Origin of the sequence: Streptomyces kanasensis (assembly GCF_043077165.1) — a bacterium.
Taxonomy (GTDB): domain Bacteria; phylum Actinomycetota; class Actinomycetes; order Streptomycetales; family Streptomycetaceae; genus Streptomyces; species Streptomyces changanensis.
Genome location: NZ_JBIBSF010000005.1, coordinates 228,327 through 245,986, shown reverse-complemented (window position 1 = coordinate 245,986; position 17,660 = coordinate 228,327). Strand labels below are relative to the sequence as shown.

At 76.4% G+C, this 17,660-nt stretch carries 14 protein-coding genes; 6 read left to right on the top strand and 8 right to left on the bottom strand.

Annotation, left to right across the window (positions count from 1 at the left end; genetic code table 11):
* Positions 1 to 66 precede the first annotated feature (66 nt).
* Both ACF053_RS15155 and ACF053_RS15150 read left to right on the top strand, forming a co-directional pair.
* The gene (locus tag ACF053_RS15155; RefSeq protein ID WP_391954293.1) at positions 67 to 738 is read left to right on the top strand and encodes a DUF4142 domain-containing protein; all 672 of its coding nucleotides are present in this window, start codon (positions 67 to 69) and stop codon (positions 736 to 738) included.
* A gap of 472 nt (positions 739 to 1,210) precedes the next feature.
* Positions 1,211 to 2,707, top strand: a complete 1,497-nt coding sequence (locus ACF053_RS15150) for a flavin-containing monooxygenase (protein ID WP_391954292.1) — start codon at positions 1,211 to 1,213, stop codon at positions 2,705 to 2,707.
* Here ACF053_RS15150 and ACF053_RS15145 read toward each other — a convergent pair.
* Positions 2,691 to 4,043: a hypothetical protein gene (locus ACF053_RS15145; RefSeq protein ID WP_391954291.1), complete on the bottom strand. Its 1,353-nt coding sequence runs from the start codon at positions 4,041 to 4,043 to the stop codon at positions 2,691 to 2,693. The two genes, ACF053_RS15150 and ACF053_RS15145, sit on opposite strands and share 17 nt — an antisense overlap.
* Before the next feature lie 219 nt (positions 4,044 to 4,262).
* Between ACF053_RS15145 and ACF053_RS15140 the strand changes: the two genes are divergently transcribed.
* The gene (locus tag ACF053_RS15140; RefSeq protein WP_391954290.1) at positions 4,263 to 6,689 is read left to right on the top strand and encodes an acetate--CoA ligase family protein; all 2,427 of its coding nucleotides are present in this window, start codon (positions 4,263 to 4,265) and stop codon (positions 6,687 to 6,689) included.
* Positions 6,690 to 6,966: 277 nt separating this feature from the next.
* On the opposite strand, the gene ACF053_RS15135 is transcribed toward ACF053_RS15140, so the two are convergent.
* The 3 genes from ACF053_RS15135 to ACF053_RS15125 all read right to left on the bottom strand — a co-directional run bounded on the left by ACF053_RS15135 (position 6,967) and on the right by ACF053_RS15125 (position 9,054).
* Positions 6,967 to 7,464: an ATP-binding protein gene (locus ACF053_RS15135; RefSeq protein ID WP_391954289.1), complete on the bottom strand. Its 498-nt coding sequence runs from the start codon at positions 7,462 to 7,464 to the stop codon at positions 6,967 to 6,969.
* Positions 7,465 to 7,824: 360 nt separating this feature from the next.
* Positions 7,825 to 8,337, bottom strand: coding sequence for an EF-hand domain-containing protein (locus ACF053_RS15130; RefSeq protein ID WP_391954288.1), 513 nt, complete (start codon positions 8,335 to 8,337; stop codon positions 7,825 to 7,827).
* 354 nt (positions 8,338 to 8,691) lie between these two features.
* A complete protein-coding gene (locus ACF053_RS15125) occupies positions 8,692 to 9,054 on the bottom strand; it encodes an STAS domain-containing protein (RefSeq protein WP_391954514.1) in 363 nt (120 codons plus the stop codon).
* A 193-nt stretch (positions 9,055 to 9,247) separates the two neighbouring features.
* On the opposite strand from ACF053_RS15125, the gene ACF053_RS15120 reads away from it, so the two are divergent.
* Complete coding sequence (locus ACF053_RS15120) at positions 9,248 to 9,841, top strand: RNA polymerase sigma factor (protein WP_391954287.1); 594 nt, start codon at positions 9,248 to 9,250, stop codon at positions 9,839 to 9,841.
* A complete protein-coding gene (locus ACF053_RS15115) occupies positions 9,838 to 11,220 on the top strand; it encodes a zf-HC2 domain-containing protein (RefSeq protein ID WP_391954286.1) in 1,383 nt (460 codons plus the stop codon). Before ACF053_RS15120 ends, ACF053_RS15115 begins: the two co-directional genes overlap by 4 nt.
* 112 nt (positions 11,221 to 11,332) lie before the next feature.
* Here the strand turns inward: ACF053_RS15115 and purU are convergent, their stop codons facing one another.
* Entirely contained in the window at positions 11,333 to 12,184 is an 852-nt protein-coding gene (purU, locus tag ACF053_RS15110) for a formyltetrahydrofolate deformylase (RefSeq protein ID WP_058943682.1), read from the bottom strand.
* A gap of 212 nt (positions 12,185 to 12,396) precedes the next feature.
* The gene (locus ACF053_RS15105) at positions 12,397 to 12,879 is read right to left on the bottom strand and encodes an SCO4402 family protein (protein WP_391954285.1); all 483 of its coding nucleotides are present in this window, start codon (positions 12,877 to 12,879) and stop codon (positions 12,397 to 12,399) included.
* Between the two features lie 200 nt (positions 12,880 to 13,079).
* Here ACF053_RS15105 and ACF053_RS15100 point away from each other — a divergent pair, with 200 nt between their 5' ends.
* The gene (locus ACF053_RS15100) at positions 13,080 to 14,348 is read left to right on the top strand and encodes an ABC transporter substrate-binding protein (protein ID WP_391954513.1); all 1,269 of its coding nucleotides are present in this window, start codon (positions 13,080 to 13,082) and stop codon (positions 14,346 to 14,348) included.
* Between the two features lie 248 nt (positions 14,349 to 14,596).
* Here the strand turns inward: ACF053_RS15100 and ACF053_RS15095 are convergent, their stop codons facing one another.
* Both ACF053_RS15095 and ACF053_RS15090 read right to left on the bottom strand, forming a co-directional pair.
* The gene (locus tag ACF053_RS15095; protein ID WP_391954284.1) at positions 14,597 to 16,018 is read right to left on the bottom strand and encodes a hypothetical protein; all 1,422 of its coding nucleotides are present in this window, start codon (positions 16,016 to 16,018) and stop codon (positions 14,597 to 14,599) included.
* An 81-nt stretch (positions 16,019 to 16,099) separates the two neighbouring features.
* On the bottom strand, positions 16,100 to 17,482 hold the full coding sequence (locus tag ACF053_RS15090; protein WP_391954283.1) for a transcriptional regulator: 1,383 nt from the start codon (positions 17,480 to 17,482) through the stop codon (positions 16,100 to 16,102).
* Between the last annotated feature and the right edge of the window lie 178 nt (positions 17,483 to 17,660).

The following is a 17,660-nucleotide window of genomic DNA, read 5'->3' as shown; positions in this document are numbered from 1 at the left end:
CCGGTTCTCCCTGAACGCCCCGGCGGCCCCCTCCGTATCCCTCTGCAAGCTGATCGAGGAGGGACCATGCATCCGAACCGACGCGCCCCCCGGCGCCCCGCCGTGCCCGGGCCGGCCATCGCCGCCGTGGCCGCCTCCTGCGCCGCGCTGCTCGCGCTGTTCCTGCTGGTGCGGGGCGGGAACGACGAGGCGCAGGCCGGACAGGCCGCCTCGGTCGTGCGGCAGGACGGGGGGTACGGGAACGTCGCGGCCGGCCCGCAGCCGGTGACGGAGATCGACCGGACGTTCCTCGTGAAGGTGCGGCAGGCGGGACTGTGGGAGATACCGGCCGGGCGGCTGGCGCAGACGAACGGCTCCAGCGAGGCGGTGAAGCGCGCCGGCCTCCACCTGCTCGACGGGCACAGCAAGCTCGACCAGCTCGTCCGGGAGGACGCCAAGATCCTCGGCGTGGAGATCCCCAACGAGGCGACGGAGGAGCAGCAGGGCTTCGTCCGGCAGCTGGAGGCCGCGCGGGGGGCGGAGTTCGACCGGATCTTCGCCAACATCCTCCGCTCGTCCCACGGCAAGATCTTCGCCACGATCGCCGAGGTGCGCGCGGCGACGCAGAACGACCTGATCCGCCGGCACGCCCGCCAGGCCAACGACACCGTCCTGGACCACATGGAGGTGCTGGAGGACACCGGCCTGGTGGAGGGCAAGACGTTCGCCGAGGTCGAGGCGGCGGTCACCCCCAAGTAGCGACGCCGCGAGCCCCCGGCCGGACGCGGGCACACACGACCCCCGCCGGGCGGACGGCCGAGGCACAGCCGCCGACAGGGGACGGCCGGCACGCGGCCGGGCACGGGCACGCGGCCCCCGGCAGACGGACCCCCCGTCCCCGGCCCCCGGCACCCGGCCCCCGGCCCCCGGCCCCCGCAGGCCGACGGATGGGCGCCCCCGTCGGCCGCGGCACGCGCGCGGCCACCACCGGACGCGGGCACGCGGCAGCCGCAGCCACCACCCCACGGGGGAACGCAGACCCCGCCCGGCAGGTGCGGGGCCCGACGCCGGGGGGCGGGCCCCCCGGGCGCGGGAGGGGGCCCGACGCACGCCCCGCGGGTGCGCTCCGGCGGGCGGGACCGGGGGCGCGGACCGGTTCGTGACCCTTTCGCAACCGATTTCCCCCTTGACCGGGACCCAACAAAAGATCCGGCCACTACGCTCAGCGTCCATGGCCCGAGACACCGTTCCGACCACCCCCGACGCCGTCCTCGGCCCGCCCGTCTACGTCATCGGCGGCGGCCCCGGCGGGCTCGCCGTGGCCGCCGCGCTGCGCGCGCGCGGCGTGCGGGCCGTCGTCCTGGAGAAGGCGCCCACCGTCGCCGCCGGCTGGCGCCGGCACTACGACCGGCTGCGGCTGCACACCACCCGGCGGCGCTCCGCGCTGCCCGGACTGCGGCTGCCCCGCGCGTTCGGCCGCTGGGTCGCCCGCGATGACCTCGTCCGCTACCTGGAGAAGTACGCCGAGACGCACGACCTGGAGGTCGTGACCGGGGTGGAGGTCCTCCGCATCGAGCGCGCACCGGCCGCCGGGGGCGCCGACGGGGCGCCCGGCGGGGACGCGGACGGGGACGCGGACGGGGGCGCGGACGGGGCGCCGGTCCAGACATCCGGCGGGACGCCCGGCGCGGCCGGTGCCGGGGACCGGTGGGTGCTGCACGCGACCGGCGGCCGGCGGCTGACCAGCCGCGCCGTCGTCGTCGCCACGGGCGCCGCCCACACGCCCCGGGTGCCGCGCTGGCCCGGCGTCGACGCGTGGGAAGGCGAGCTGCTGCACTCCGCCGCGTACCGCTCCCCCGCCCCGTACGCCGGACGGGACGTGCTGGTCGTGGGGGCCGGGAACAGCGGCGCCGAGATAGCCGTCGACCTGGTGGAGGGCGGCGCGGCGCGGGTGCGGCTGGCCGTCCGCACGGCGCCGCACCTGGTGCGCCGGTCGGTGCTGGGCTGGCCCGCGCAGGCCACCGGGGTACTGGTGCGCCGGCTGCCGGTGTGGCCGGCGGACCGGCTGCTGCGGCTGATGCAGCGGCTGACGGTGCCCGACCTGTCGGCGTACGGGCTGCCGCGCCCGGCCGACGGCCCGTACGCGCGGCTGCGGCGCGACGGGGCGGTACCGGTGTACGACACGGGTCTGATCGACGCCGTGCGGCGGGGGCGGGTGGAACCGGTCGCGGCGGTGGCGTCGTTCGGGCCGGGGAAGGTCACGCTGGCGGACGGCTCGGTGGCCGACCCGGACACGGTGATCGCGGCCACGGGGTACGACCGCGCGCTGGAGCCCCTGGTCGGCCATCTGGGCGTGCTGGACGAGGAGGGGCGGCCCGTCGTGCGGGGCGGCCGCACGGCGCAGGGGGCGCCGGGCCTGTACTTCGCCGGCTACACGCACCCGCTGAGCGGCTTGCTGCGGGAGGTCGCTCGGGAGGCCCGGCGGATCGCGAAGGCGGTCGCGGCGGTGCCGCAGCCGCCCGCGCCGTACGGGGTGCACGGCCCTCACGGGCCGGCGGCGCCCGACCGGACGCGGCGGCGCGGGAGGCGCGGCGCCGACACCGGACCCGCGGTCGGGGCCGGCACCAGGACCGGGGCCGGCACCGGTGCCGGGGCGGGAGGGCGGGAGGACGACCGTCCCGCCGTCCTCCCGCCCGGGCTCATGCCGCCGGTCAGCCTGCCGCGTTGAGGACGACCTCCGCGGTGTTGTCGGTGGTGTCCGGGTCGTTGGGGCGTGCCTCGCCCCACGTGTCGCGGAGGGTCACCGTGCCGGTGGCGCCGGGGACGACGGTGTCGACGCGCAGCGCGAACGGCAGGGAGACCTGCTGCCGCTCACCGATCCAGATGGGCAGGTCGCACTGGTAGCGCGGGGCGCCGCCGGGGCCCTCGTACCAGTCACCCGAGGCGGTGCGGCCCTGGCAGTTCTCCGGGGCGGAGGTGACGGTGGCGCCCTGCGGGACGACGAAGTCGACCGCGGCGACGGGCTCGCCGGAGCGCAGGTTGGCGACCCAGCCGGGGCCGTCGTTGCGGAAGGTCACGTCGGCCGTGACCGTCTGGCCCGCCGCGGCGGTCAGGTCGGCGCCGCGCACGGAGAAGTCGGAGGTGTTGGCCACCCGCACGGCCGTGTACAGGCCGTTGTCCGACGGCTCCAGGTCCTGGGCGTCGCCACCGGGGTCGACGCTGATGTCGAGCCGCTCGTGGTAGGCGTACGCCGCGGCGGTCGCCGTCAGGGTCCGGGGCAGCGCGAAGGTCGCGCCGGGGGCCACGACGTCGTCGAAGACGCAGTCGACCCGGTTGAGGGCGGCGATCCCGGACTGCTCGTCCAGCGGGGTGGTGCTGCACTTCGGGTCGACGGCGCCGACGTCCAGGCCGCGCGTGACGTACATCGTGACGCGCACGCCGCGGGCCGCCTCGCTGCCGCGGTTGACGACGGTGAACGGCACGGACACCGTGTCGCCGGGCCGCACGGTGCCGCTCGGCACGTCGCCCCGCACGACGAGGTCGGGGCCGGACCCCAGCGTGACGGTCGTCTCCTGCTCGTGCGCGCCGAGTTCGCCGCCCTGCTGGGTCGTCGTGGCCCGCGCCGAGTAGGCGATCCGGCCGGTGGCGCCGAGGGCCGCCCCGGCCGCCGCGCGGATCTGGAGGCGGACCCGCTCGTCCACGCCGGAGACGGGCACCTCGGGGACGCCGCACACGGCGCTGGTGCCGCTGGGCACGCAGTTGTCCGGCCAGACCACCTCGGCCACGCCGGCGAGCCCGGAGACGTCGACGGTGAGCCGTCCGTCCGTCACGGCGAAGTGGTCGTTGTCGTGGGTCAGTCCGACCTCCAGCGACCGCTCCGTGCCCGCCTCGCCCCCGGTGCCGACGGGCAGGGTGGTCTCGTACGGGGCGCTGATCCACAGCTGGTCGCTCTGCGGCTCGTCCTCGGCGGAGGCCGGGAGCACCGTGGCGGCGCCGACGATCCCGGTGACCACGGCGACGCACGCGACGCGCGTCAGGGCACGTGCGGGGGAGGACATTCTCATGGAATGGAGCCTCTTTCTCTGTGTGACGGATGTGAAGCATGAGGTGTGGCACTCACAAGACCGCCGACCCTGCCCGGAGGTTGTACGCCCAGGTCGGCGCGCCCGCCGGAGAGTTGGGGAAACGACGAGGCGACGCGCCTGTTCCCGACATGCCAACTGTTCGGTAACCTGACAGGGCGTCATCTATCTCGCGCGACGACCTGCGGGAGGCGGCGAACGATGCTCGGATCCACGTACGGCACCCTCACGACCGACCCGCGCGCCCGGGCCGACCACACGGGCCGCGCACGCCCCGGCGACGCCGACGTGGACGTCGGCGGCCGGCCGCTGGCGGTCGCCGTCCCCGATCTGGACCGGTTGTTCCGGCCGACGGCGGTGGCCGTCCTCGGGGCCTCGGACATCGAGGGGCGGCCCGCCACCACCGTCACGCGGTGGGTCATGTGCTGGGCGGAACGGGTGGGGGCGCGGGTGCACCCGGTGCGCCCGGGGCGGGGCACCGTCTTCGGCATGACGTGCGCCGCGTCCGTCGCGGAGCTGCCCGGCGACGTGGAGGTGGCCGTGCTGGCGGCCGGCGATCCGCTGCGCGCGCTGGGGGAACTGGCCGGCACAGGCGTACGGTTCGCGGTCGCCGCGGACCCGGCGGGCCAGGGCGTCGCGGACCCGGAGCGGTGGGCGGCGGCAGCGGCGCGGGCGGGCATCCGGCTGCTCGGCCCGGGCGCGGGAGTGTTCGGCCCGAGCGACACGGGCCCCTCCCCCACGACGCCTTCCGGCGCGGAGGCGGACGACACGGGCCCCTCCCCCACGACGCCCTCCGGCGCGGAGGCGGACGGCATCGCGCCCTCCACGCAAACGCCCTCCACCACGCAGACGCACGGCACCGGGGCGCACACCGGCACCCCGCGCGGTCCCGACGGGCCGGCCGTCGCACTGGTCACCCGCACCCGGCACCAGGGCCGGCCCCTGGCCGCCCTGGCCGAGGTGGGCGTGCGGATCAGCCATTGGGCGGCCACCGGTGACGGCGCGGACGTGGGGGCGGCGGACCTCCTGGCGTATCTGGCCGGATGCCCGGAGGTCGGCGCCGTCGCCTGCCAGCTGGGCGACATCACGGACGGCCGGTCCCTCCTCCTCGCCGCCGACCACGCCGCCCGCCGGGGAGTCCCGATCGTCGCCGTACGCACCACCCGTGCCCCCCGCACCACCCACCCCGACGGCGGCGGTACCGACCTCCCCGACGACGACGGCCCCGCCACCGCCCCGGCGCGGCCCGCCCCGGCCACGTCTCCCGCCCCGTCGACGGCGCACGCCCCCGCGACGGGGCCCGATCGGGTGAGGGACGCGGCGCTGCGGCAGTTCGGGGTCATCCCGGTCGACACGCCCGAGCAGCTCCGCGACACCGCCACGCTGCTCGCGCGGGCCCGTCCGCCCCGCGCGGACGGCGTCGCCGTGTACGCCCTGTCCGGCACCGAGGCCGCGCACTTCGCCGGTCTGCTGTCCGCCGCGGGGCTGCCCCTCGCCGCGCTCGGCACGGGGACGCGCGAGGCGCTCCGCGCGGCGCTGCCGGGCCACCCCGACGCGCCCGGACCCGTCGCCGGCGAGGGTCACCCGGCCGGCGACCGGCGCGGGCGCCGCGCCCTCGACGCGCTGCTCGCCGACCCCGCCGTCGGGTTGCTGGTCTGCCCCGTCGCCGCGCCGGTCCCGCCGCTCACCGACCGGTTGGCGCGGGACCTCGTCGAGGCCGCGGAGGCGAGCGGCACGCCGGTGTGCGTCGTCTGGGGGTCGGCGGCCGGCACGGAGGCGGCCTACCGGGGGACGCTGCTCGGCTCGTCGCGCGTGACGACGTTCCGCTCGGCGGGCGGCTGTGTCGCGGCGGTCGCGGCGTACTTCGCCCACCACCGCTTCACCGCCGCGTACCGCTCGCCGTTCGACGAGGCGCCCCGCACCCCGTCCCCCGCCCTGCGCAAGGCGCGGGCGCAGCTGCGGCCGGGGCACCGGCTGAGCGAGCACGGAGCGAAGCAGGTGCTGCGGGCGTACGGGATCCGCGTGCCGCGCGAGCAGTTGGTGACGAGCGCGGCGGCCGCCGTCCGGGCGGCGGGGCTGGTCGGGTACCCGGTCGCGCTGAAGGCGTCGGCCCCGCACCTGGCGCACCGGACGGGCCTGGGCCTGGTCCGGCTCGGTCTGACGTCCGCGAGCCAGGTGCGGGACACGTACCGGGAGTTGGCCGACATCGCCCGGTACGAGCGGGTCGACCTGGACGGCGTGCTCGTCTGCCAGCTGGTGGAGGGCGGGGTCGAGATGCGGGTGGGCCTGGCCCACGACCCGGCGTTCGGGCCGGTCGTCACGGTGGGGTTGGGCGGGGTCCTCGGTGAGGTGCTCACGGACACGGCGGTGCGCGTGGCCCCGTTCGGCGCGGCGGAGGCGCGCGGGATGCTGGACGAACTGCCCGGGAGGGCCTTGCTGGACGGGGTGCGGGGCGGCCCGCCGCTCGACGTGGACGCGTTGGTGGAGGTCGTTCTGCGGGTGCAGCGGATGGGGCCGGAGCTCGGCGGGGAGGTCGCGGAGCTGGCCGTGGACCCGCTCGTCGTCCTGGAACGCGGTCAGGGCGCGGTCGCCCTGGGCGCGCACGCCCGGTGCCGGTCCGGCGGGTAGGGCGCGGCCGGCACCCGGCGGGGGGACGGAGGGCGGGGACGGTGGTGGACGTGGGGTGGCGGCGCGCGCATGCGCGCCCCGAGCACGGCACGGCGGCCGCCACCCGGTCCGGCGCGGGCGCTCCTCCGGCGTTCCTCCACCGGGGGGGGCCGGCACCGAACCGCGACCCGTACTCGCCAAGGACGGTCAAGCCCTCGGCGTCCCCTCGCCACGAATCGCTGGTCCCAGGGTGATCAGAACGACACCCTACGTCAACGGGTATTCGCAGAAATGACCGTTACGTGCTATTCGCGACGGGGCGCGGGGCGCCGTCCGGGGAGTAGGCGCGCGTGCCGCACGCCCTCGGTTCCCGGACCACCGCGCTGAGCACGGGCCCGCTCCGGTCGACCTCGCACCAGATGCGCTTGCCGCCGCCCTCGGGCTGCCAGCCCCACCGGTCGGCGAGGCCGTCGACCAGTTCCAGCCCGCGCCCGTGGGTGTCGCCGCCGTCCGCGCGGCGCTGCCGCGGGGGGCAGGTGCTGCGGTCGGCGACCTCGACCCGCACGATGCCGGCCCCGGCGCCGCCGGGCCCGAAGAGCATCCGCAGGACGGCCGGGCAGCCCGTGTGCACCACGGCGTTGGTGACGAGCTCCGAGATGAGCAGCACCAGCGTGTCCGCCAGTGGCTCGTCGGCAGCTATGCCCGAACCGGCCAGCCGTGACCTGGCCCATCTCCGGGCCCGTCCCACCTCGGCGGGGTCGGGACCGACTTCCAACTGCACCTGAAGCACCTGCACCGCTCACACCATCCGAACCGGCGGACACATCGCCTCGCGCCTCACAGCGATCCTTGTGGGACAGCATGGTTGACGTACAGTCACCGCAACAAGCGCTTCGGGCATATTCCAGCGCGAAGGAGTACGGTTGGTGCATACTGTGCGACGCGCTTTCCGGGCAGTCGAACACCCGGGCGCGGTCCGCCACGCCAGCCTCACCACCACGCGCACGCCACGGAGCGTACCCGAGGGGGCCGCCGTACCCGGCGCGTGGCGACCGCCGCGCGGGACACGACCCGGTATCGACTCTGCCCATCGGGCGCCCGGTTACCCTCACGCACCGTCACCCGTCGTGGTGACGCTGCGTACGGACCGCCGGCGTCAGGCGACCACGAAGTAGCGGGCGAGTGCGCCGACGGCCCGCTCCTCGTCGATCCGGCCGTCGCCGTCCACGCCGAGCGCCCCGGCCGCCCGGGCCGCGGCGCCGGGCTCGACGCCCAGGACGCGCAGTGCCCGCTCCACCCCGGCCGTCTCCGCCCGTCCGTCCCCGTCGGGATCGGCGACGGCCAGCACGGCGCGGACGAAGGGGCGGGCGATCTCGGCGAACCGCTCGGGGTTGTCGTGCAGCCGCTTCACCGCTCCGTGCGCGAACTCCTCCCGGCTGACCCGCTGGTCGCCGTCGACGTCCGCGATGCCCGCGAGGCCCTGCCAGAACGCCTCGGCGCCGAGCGTCACGGCCTGCCCCCGGTCGGACCGGTACGGCGTGCCGAACTCCGACAGCAACCGCCGCGCCGCGGTGGTGAAGTCCTCGCGCGAGACGTACCCGCTGCCGTCCTGGTCGAGCGCCGCGAACCGGGCGGCGACGCGGTGCTGGTGCAACTCCTCCGCTTCCATGCGGGGAGCGTACGACGGGACGGGGCGCCCGGGGAGGCGCAAGGCCCGGCGCGCCTGCGCACACCCACCGCCCCCCGTGCCCCACGGCCCCCGCGCCCCCACGGCCCCGCGCCCGGCGGCCACGCGGCGGGACGGGGCGACTCGCGCGGAGCGGGCCGCCCCCGGGCCCGACCGGAGCGTCGGGCACGGCCGCGACGCCGGCCAGGCCCGGATCGCCCGGCTCGACGGCCCCGGCCGGACGGCCCCGCTCGCCCCGTACGACGGCCCCGGCCGGACGGCCCGGGCTCCGCCCCCGACGGCCCGGGCTCGGCCCGTCGGCCCGTCCGGCTCGATTCGGCCGACGGCCCCGGTCCGCTACGCCGCGGGGCGGTCGTCGGTCGCCGCGGGGAGGTCGGGGTACACGTCGAACAGTCGCTGCACGCCGAGTGCGGCGAGTACCCGGTTGACGTGCGAGCCCTCCACGGCGCCCCGGGCCGGCAGGATCAGCCGGAGGCCGCCGCGGCAGGAGTGGAGCAGCCTGCGGGCCGCGATGAGCACCCCGACGCCGCTGGAGTCGCAGAAGAGGACGCCGGACAGGTCCAGTACGAGGTCGTGCCGCCCGTCCGCGACCACTTCGTGCACGCGCCGCCGGACCACGGGCGAGGACACCAGGTCGAGTTCACCGCGCACGCGGAGCACGGTCCAGGTACCGTGCTCGGCCCGCTCCACCGTCAGCATCACGTGCCGCGCCCCCCATCGCCGGGCGCCGTCGCCCTGCGGAGGCGTCCTTCCCGTCGCCCCTGCCCCGTCCGCCCCCGCCGAAACGCCCGCACCGGGATCCGGCGGGATCCCTTACCACCGCGGCCCGACGCGCCACCGGCAGTTGCCCGAAGGGGGGCGCACTCCGGCGCGGGCGGACTACGTTGGAACCATGGCGAAGGACACACCACCGCGCTGGGACCGCAGGATGCAGCAGCGGCTGGCACGCGGCGAGGCGGCCGCGCTCGGCGAGCTGTACGACCGCTTCGCCTCCCTCGTCCACAACACCGCCCACCGCGTCCTGGAGGACCAGGAGACCGCCGACCTGGTCACCCGGGAGGTGTTCGGGTACGTGTGGGAGAACCCGGACGCCTACGACCCCCGCGAGGAGGGCTCGTTGCGGGCGTGGATCGCGCGGCTGGCCCGCCGCCAGGCCGTGTACCGCCTGCGCCAGAGCGGTGCGCGGGCACTCGCCGAGCACGGCGGGGGTTCGGCGGAGGAGCTGGAGCAGAAGGTGCGGCGGGCGGCGGTGGCGGCCCGCGCCGACTACATCGTCACCGCCATGCCGGCGCCGCTGCGCAAGGCGCTGGAGCTGGCGTACTTCCAGCGCCGGGACTACCGCCAGACCGCCGCCGACCTCGGCGTGACCGAGGACGAGGCGCGGCGCCGGCTGCGGTTGGGGCTCCAGTTGCTGTCCACGGCCCACACCCGGCCCGTCGAGGGGTCGCCGCCCGGGCACGGCGGGTACGGCGGGTCGCCGCTGTGACCGGCCCGCTGGACGGGGACGGTCGCGACGGCGGGCCCGACGGCCGGGACGGCGTGGGCCGGGCGCCCCGCATACCGGCTCCGCGCCGCGCGGCGGACGACGCGGCACACCCCGCCCCGGAGACCGGGCCGCCCGGCACACCGGACCCCCGCGACGCCGGACCGCACCAGCCGGAGCCGGGCCGGGAGCCCGGGGAGTTGAGCCCGCGGGAGCCGGCTCCGGTACCGGACCCTTCGGACGGACCCCCGCCGCCCGCGCTGTCGCACGCGGTGCTGAAGTCGCTGCTCGGGGCGTGGGCGTTGACGGCGTGCTCGGCGGAGGAGACCGCCGCCGTCGAGGCGCACCTCACCGAGTGCGCGCCCTGCGCCGACGAGGCGCTGCGGCTGCGTGACGCGGTGGGGCTGCTGCACAGCGAACGCGATCTGGACCTGGACCCGCTGCTGCGGTCCCGGGTCCTGGAGAACTGCCTGGGTCGGCGCCCCGCCCGGATCCCGCTGCCCGGCTGGGCCGGGCCGTACGACGCGGAGACGGCCCGGCTCGACGCCCTGCTCCGGGACATCGGCGAACCGGAGTGGCACGCTCCGGTCCGGCTGGGGTGGTACGAGGGCGACCGCGGCGTGGACCGCCGGACGACGGTCGCGGGTGTCATCGCCCACCTCTACGCCGTGGACGGGCTGGTCGCGGCGGCCCTCGGCCTGGACGACCCGCTGCACCCGGGGGTGCGGGGCGCGCCCGCGGACCTCCCCGACGGTCGTGGGCCGACCGGGCGCACGGAGGCGCTGTGGCGGTCGGCGTCCGAGCCGTGGACGCGGGCGGTGCGCGACCCGTGGCGGGACCAGGCGCACACGCTGGTGCGGACGGTGTCGTTCGCGGGGCACGGGGTGGGCGACCTGTCCGTCCCGTACGGTGCGTTCTCCCTCCCCCTGCGGGACGCCCTGGTGGAGCGGGCGTTCGAGTGCTGGGTGCACGCGGACGACATCGCGGCGGCCGTCGACTACCCGTACGAGCCGCCGGCCGGGACGCACCTGCACGGGATGGTGGACCTGGCGGCGCGGCTGCTGCCGGCCGCGTTGGCCGACCGGCGCCGCGCGGGGCTCGCCGGCCCGCCCCGCACGCTGGTGGAGGCGGGCGCTCCGGGGCGTTCGCTGCACCTGGAGGTGGAGGGGGCGGGCGGCGGCCACTGGTACATCGCGCTCGACTCGCCGGCGGCGGTCGGCTCGCCGGACCACGAGGTCGCCCAGGTGGCGCTGGACGGCGTGGAGTTCTGCCGGCTCGTGGCGGGGCGGATCCCGCCGGAGGAGGCGGCGGCCGGCCAGGACGGGGACCGCGAGGCGGTCAGGGACGTCCTCCTCGCGGCGGCGTCCCTGAGCCGCATGTAGCCCGCCCGTCGCAGCCGCCGGACCGACGGACTCCCGACTGCCGACGCCGGGACGGCCGGCCCGTCGCGGCCGGCCCGTCGCGGCCGTCAGGCCGTCGCGGCCGTCGCGGCCGTCAGGCGAAGACGACCGTGCGGCTGCCGTTGAGCAGGATGCGGCGCTCTGCGTGCCACTTGACCGCGCGCGCCAGCGCCTGGCACTCCACGTCGCGGCCGACGGCGACCAGCTGGTCCGGGGTCACCTCGTGCCCGACGCGCTCGACCTCCTGCTCGATGATCGGGCCCTCGTCGAGGTCGGCCGTCACGTAGTGGGCCGTGGCGCCGATCAGCTTCACGCCGCGCGCGTGCGCCTGGTGGTACGGCTTCGCGCCCTTGAAGCTCGGCAGGAAGGAGTGGTGGATGTTGATGATCCGGCCGCTCAGCGCCTTGCACAGGTCGTCCGAGAGGACCTGCATGTAGCGGGCGAGCACGACCAGCTCGACGTTCTCGCTCCGCACCAGCTCCAGCACGCGCGCCTCGGCCTCGGCCTTGGTGTCCTTCGTGACCGGGATGTGGTGGAAGGGCACGTCGTAGGAGGCGGCGAGCTCCGCGAAGTCCGTGTGGTTGGAGACGACGGCCACGACCTCGACCGGCAGGGCGCCGATCCGCTGGCGGAACAACAGGTCGTTCAGGCAGTGACCGAACTTCGAGACCATCAGCACCACCCGCATCCGCTCGTCGGCGCGGTTGATCTGCCAGTCCATCCCGAACGAGTCACCGACGGCGGCGAAGCTGGCCCGCAGCTTCTCGACGGTGACCGGCGCCTCGGCGGAGAAGTGCACCCGCATGAAGAACAGGCCCGATCCGCGGTCCCCGAACTGCTGGCTGTCCTCGATGTTGCATCCGGTGATGAAGAGGTAGCTCGACACGGCGTGCACGATGCCCTGCTTGTCGGGGCAGGAGAGGGTGAGGACGTACTGGTCGGTCATCCTTGCAGGATGCCATACAGGGCGGCCCGGCCTCGCGCCGCGTCCGCCTGGCGGACCGGGCCCCCGGACCTTGCCGACCCCCCTGCGGGCCGGGACCCACGGCGTCCGCCGACCACCCCTGCGGGCCGGGGCCCACGGGCGTCCGCCGACCGCCCGGCGGACCTGCCGCCCCGGGCGTCCGCGCCGTCCGGGGGGCCGGGCGGCGGGTGGGGTCAGGCCGCGCCGGTGAAGGCCCGCAGCGCGTGCAGCGGCTGCGGCGGGGCGTCGGGGTCCTCACCGTCGTTCACGGTGAGCCGGACGTGGGCCTCGCGGGCCGCGCGGACGGCGTCCGGCCAGCCCTGGTGGCCCAGGTAGGCGGAGACGGGCGCGTCCGGACCGACCTGGTGCATGATCCGCAGGACCCGCAGCACCGCCGCGTCGACCAGCGCGGCCTCGCCCGGGTCGCGGAATATGGTGCCGACGTACTTCTCGGCGGACCAGTTGTCCAGCCAGGTGTCCTCGACCAGCCGGTACACGGCGTCCGTGACGTCCCCGTACCCGTCGACGCCCGCCAGCCAGCACTCCTCGTGGAAGCGGACGTCGGAGAGCATGTGCAGCGCCGAGCGCACGTTGGCGCGCCAGCGCCACCAGGGCATGTCGTCGATGGGCATGCCGCCCATGGTGGAGGAGCGACGGCCGCGACGGGAAGAGTTCATCTGCGTTCACCTCGCGGGCCCGGTCCTCGCGGACCGCGCCCGGGACGGACGGGGCACGTGCGCCGCCGGTCTGCGGCGCAGGCTTCGATCGTACGTCCCCACCGTACGCACAGGTCCGCCCCCGCAATTCACCTCGTCGTCACCGACCGTTGAACCACCCTCACTGCGGCGTTACCCAGGGGGCGGAAGTGTGCGTGTCCATGACCGGCAACGGCAGGCGACGTCCTCCCACCTCGCTCCTCCCCAGGGCCGCGGCGGTGCTCGTCGCGGCGTCCCTCCTCACCGGCTGCGGCGCTCTCCCTGGAGCCACGGGGGGCTCCAGGGAGCCCGTCACGGTGATGACCTGGGCCCCTTCGGACACCCGCGCGACCAACATGCCCGGCATGCCGGCGATGGCCGAGGCGTACGCCCGCTGGGCCAACAGCCGGGGCGGCATCGACGGCCACGAACTCCGCGTCCTCACCTGCAACGAGGGCAACACCGCGACCGGCGCCGCCGCGTGCGCCCGCCAGGCCGTCCGCGAGGGCGCGGTCGCGGTGGTCGGCTCGTACAGCCAGCACGGTCGCGCCTTCATGGCGACCCTGGAGGCGGCGAACATCCCGTACATCGGCGGGTACGGCCTCTCCGACGAGGAGTTCACCAGCCACCTGTCCTACCCGGTCAACGGCGGGCAGGTCTCGCTGCTGGCCGGGAACGGCATGCAGCTCGCCGCCTCCTGCGAGCGGGTGTCCCTCGTCCGCCCCGACACGATCGCCGGCGACTACCTGCACGCGCTGCTCAACTCCGGGCTCACGCTGGGCCGGCAGCGCGAGGCGTACGACATCCCCGCCGCCGAGGACGCCGGCGAGTACGCGGCCGTCGCCGACCGCTCCCGCGAGCGGGCCGGCGACGAGCGCGGCTGCGTCACCGCGGCGCTCGGCGAGCGCACGGCCCACTTCTTCGACTCCTACCGGCGGCTGCCCTCCGACGGCCGGGACGTGCGCGTCTCGTCGGTGCTGGGCAGCGTCGACCAGCCGCTGGTCGACCGCACGGGCGGCGCTTCCGGCCCCTTCGAGGGCGCGTACATCACCGGCTGGTACCCCGACGCGGCCGACCCGCGCTGGGAGCCGATGAAGCAGGCGATCCAGGAGCACGCCTTCGGCGACAACCGGATCGACCCGGCCGACGCCGGCGTGCAGACCACCTGGATCGCCTACACGGTCCTGCGGCGGGTCCTGGAGTCGATCGGCGACGAGGAGGTCACGTCCGGCAGGATCGCCCTCGCCCTCGACCGGGGCCTGCGGGTGGACACCGGGGGGCTCACGCCCACCCTGCGCTGGCGGTACGAGGACATGCTCGGCACGCCCGGCTTCCCCCGGATCGTCAACCACGGGGTGACCTTCCAGGTCGTGCGGCAGGGCCGCCTCGTGGCGCAGACCACGGGCTTCGTCGACGTCGCCGAGGCCATGCTCGACGCCCGCACCTCGTAGCCGCGGCCCCGCGACGGGCGTGCGGGGGGCGCGGCGCTCGGACGGGCGGCGTACGGCGCCCGGGTATGCGGCGTACGGCGCTCGGGTGGGCGGGCGTACGGCGCTCGGGCGGGTGGCGTGCAGGCGGGCGGCGCGCGGCGCTCGGAGACGGGCGTCGTGCAGGCGGACGGCACACGGCCCTCAGACGTGCGGCGTGCGGCGCTCGGCCGTGGGGGGGTGCCCGGTGCGGCACCCCCGCGGGCGGGTCGTCAGAGCTCCGTGGGCTGGCGCTCGGTGAGGCCGTGCGTCCGGGCGATGCCGTTCCACAGGCCCGCGGCCTTCCGCTTGGCGAGGGTCGCCTCGCTGCTGGCCCCCGCCGCCGAGGCGGTGCTGCCGGTGTTGCGGGCCTTGCCGTCCTTGCAGTTCTTCGGCTTCTTGACCTGCTCGGCCCAGGCCGCGTAGTGGTCGTCGGCCTTGGCCGACGCCTGCCAGGCGGTGGTGAGGGCGGCGGCGAGGTCGGCGTGGTGGGGGAGCTTGTCGATCGGGGTGCTCCCCAGCCGGGTCACCAGCTCGCGCCGCTGCCCGGCGGCCTCGCGCAGGTCGGTGGCGGCCTCGTCCAGCTTCTGGCACCGCTTGATGTTCTCGACCGACCGGATCACCGCGGCGCGGCTGTCGTTGCTGTCCGCCAGCAGCTTGTCGAGCCCCTCCGCCTGCGTCTTCACCGGGTCGGGGGCGGGCGCGGCCGACGTCCGCTCGGGCGTCGGCGACGAGGCGGCCGCGGCCACGCCCGTCTTGTCGGTCCGCCCGTCCGGGTCCTCCCCGCCGCCGAGCAGGGCGCCCGCGCCGAGGCCCACCACGGCGCACCCCACGACGACGGCCGCGACCAGCGGCAGCTTCGAGGAGCGGCGGCGCGGCTCGTCGTCGTACCCGTCGTACGGGTCGGGGCGCCCGGCCGGGTCGCTCCAGGACTGCTGCGGCGGCGCCTGGTGCTGCGGACGGGCGTGCTGCTGCGGGTGCGGGGGCCGGGGGTGCCGAGCCTGCTGCGGCTGGTGGCGCCGGGCGGGCTCCTCGTACCGGGGCATCTGCTGCGTCCCGCCCGCGGCGCCGTCCCGGAAGAGGTTGTCGAACTCGGCCGGCGGACCGGTATGCCCCGGTACAGGTGGTATGTACTGGGTCGCCTCGGCGTCCGGATCCGGCTGCCGGGGCGGCTGGTGCTGGTGCGGTGGCTGGGGCTCCGGCTGGTACTGCTGGGACGCGTACGGCTGCCCGTACCCCTGCGGCTGGGGCCGGCCGTACCCCTGCGGCGGCTGGGCGCCGAAGCCCGTGCCGAGGAACTGCGTCGACTCCGCCGGGCTCTCCGGCGGCAGGGGCGAGGACACCGGCGGCACCGGCCGCAGGTACTGCGTGGCCGGATCCGTCGCGGCGTCCGGGGCCACCGGCCGCAGGTACTGCGTGGCCGGATCCGTCGCGGCGTCCGGGGCCACCGGCCGCAGGTACTGCGTGGCCGGATCCGTCGCGGCGTCCGGGGCCACCGGCCGCAGGTACTGCGTCGCCGGGTCCGTCACGGCGTCCGGGGTCGGGGACGCGGCGGGGTCCTCACCCGGCGCGGCCTGCGGGGGCGGCGGCCCCCAGGGTCGCCCTGCGGGCTGACCCCACGACTGGCCCTCCTGGCCGTGTCCGCTCTGCGTCACCGGGACTCCTACGTGTGAACCTACGGAAACGTCGGCTCACGCTACCGGGTGTGTCCCCGCCCCCGCACACGGGTGCGGTCGTCAGGCCGCCTGGAGGTCCAGCCGCGCCGTGAACTCCCGTACCGCGGCCTCCTCCCGGAACGGCTCCAGCCGCAGCTGGAGGTCGTCGAGGTACTCCGCGCCGCGCGACGACCGCAGCGTGCCCAGGAGTTCGGCCGCGCGGACGCCCGTGTGGCACGCCTGCTCCACCTCGCGCTGCTGCACCTGCGCCGACGCCAGCAGCACGAGGCCGATCGCCCGGCGCCGCGCGCGGGACGCCGGGTGGCCCTCCAGCGCCTCGGTCGCCGCCCTGGCCGCCGCCTGCGCCTGACCGAGGTCCCGGTGACAGTGCGCCAGTTCGTCGGCGAGGTAGGCGTGGTCGAAGTGCGCGATCCACGCCGGGTCGTCGCCCGAGCCCGGGTCGGCCCGGTCCAGCGCCGCGACGGCCCGCCCCGCCACGTCCTCGCAGGTGCGCGCGTCACCGAGGAGCGCGTGGCCCCGCGCCTCGGCCGCCAGGAACATCGCCTCGGCCCGCGGCGTGACGTGCCCGCGGGCGCCCTCCTGCGCGGCCCGTGCCAGCTGGGCGATCTCACGCGGGTTGCCCAGCTCCGCCGCGAGGTGGCTCATGGAGGCGGCGAGCACGTACCCGCCGTACGCCCGGTCGCCGGCCGCCTGCGCGAGGCGCAGCGCCTGGATGTAGTACCGCTGCGCCAGACCGGGCTGGCCGGTGTCGACGGCCATGTACCCGGCGAGCTCGGTGAGCCGGGCGACGGCGGCGAAGAGCTGCCGGCCGACCGCGTCCCGGTAGGAGCCGGCCAGCATCCCGGAGACCACGCTGTTGAGGTAGTGCACGACCACCGGACGCACGTGCCCGCTGCCGAACCGGTGGTCCAGGTCGACCAGCGCCTCGGTCATGGCCCGTACGGCGCGGACGTCCGACAGCCCCACCCGGGACCCGGCGGCCCGGGAGACCTGCGGGTCGGGGCCGGTGATCAACCAGTCGCGGCTGGGTTCGACGAGGGCGGAGGCGGCGACGGTCGAGCCGGACAGGAAGTCCCGCCGTCCCACGTCGCTGCGCCACAGCTCGCAGACCTGCTCGATGGCGCCGAGGACCGTCGGCGCGAACTGCAGGCCCACCCCGCTCGCCAGGTTCTTGCCGTTCGCCATGCCGATCTCGTCGATCGTGACGGTACGGCCCAGCTTGCGCCCGAGTGCCTCCGCGATGATGCCGGGGGCCCGGCCGCGCGGCTGCTGTCCGCGCAGCCAGCGCGCCACGGACGTCTTGTCGTACCGCAGGTCCAGCCCCCGTTCGGAGCCGACCATGTTGACGCGGCGGGCGAGCCCGGCGTTGGAGCACCCCGCTTCCTGGATGAGAGCCTGCAGCCGTTCGTTCGGCTGACGGGCGACGAGCGGCCTCGCTGCCATGACTACCCCCTGTGGGGCCGGTGGTGATCAGTCCGTCGATCACTGCCCGGCTGGTGTCCGGAGAATGCAGAACGTGGCGCTGTAATACCAAAACAACGACTATGGCGACGTATCGCGGTGCATGCCGGGAGCCTCCCGCATTGACGCCCCTCCCCCGACAGTGAGTACCCCTCGCTGG

Bases quoted from the DNA above. Each gene is read 5' to 3' on its own strand.
- ACF053_RS15125 (WP_391954514.1), bottom strand. From the start codon at position 9,054: ATGCTGACGGTGGAGCGGGCCGAGCACGGTACCTGGACCGTGCTCCGC.
- ACF053_RS15090 (WP_391954283.1), bottom strand. From the start codon at position 17,482: ATGGCAGCGAGGCCGCTCGTCGCCCGTCAGCCGAACGAACGGCTGCAG.
- ACF053_RS15105 (WP_391954285.1), bottom strand. From the start codon at position 12,879: ATGAACTCTTCCCGTCGCGGCCGTCGCTCCTCCACCATGGGCGGCATG.
- purU (WP_058943682.1), bottom strand. From the start codon at position 12,184: ATGACCGACCAGTACGTCCTCACCCTCTCCTGCCCCGACAAGCAGGGC.
- ACF053_RS15120 (WP_391954287.1), top strand. From the start codon at position 9,248: ATGGCGAAGGACACACCACCGCGCTGGGACCGCAGGATGCAGCAGCGG.
- ACF053_RS15130 (WP_391954288.1), bottom strand. From the start codon at position 8,337: ATGGAAGCGGAGGAGTTGCACCAGCACCGCGTCGCCGCCCGGTTCGCG.
- ACF053_RS15155 (WP_391954293.1), top strand. From the start codon at position 67: ATGCATCCGAACCGACGCGCCCCCCGGCGCCCCGCCGTGCCCGGGCCG.
- ACF053_RS15140 (WP_391954290.1), top strand. From the start codon at position 4,263: ATGCTCGGATCCACGTACGGCACCCTCACGACCGACCCGCGCGCCCGG.
- ACF053_RS15145 (WP_391954291.1), bottom strand. From the start codon at position 4,043: ATGAGAATGTCCTCCCCCGCACGTGCCCTGACGCGCGTCGCGTGCGTC.
- ACF053_RS15100 (WP_391954513.1), top strand. From the start codon at position 13,080: ATGACCGGCAACGGCAGGCGACGTCCTCCCACCTCGCTCCTCCCCAGG.
- ACF053_RS15150 (WP_391954292.1), top strand. From the start codon at position 1,211: ATGGCCCGAGACACCGTTCCGACCACCCCCGACGCCGTCCTCGGCCCG.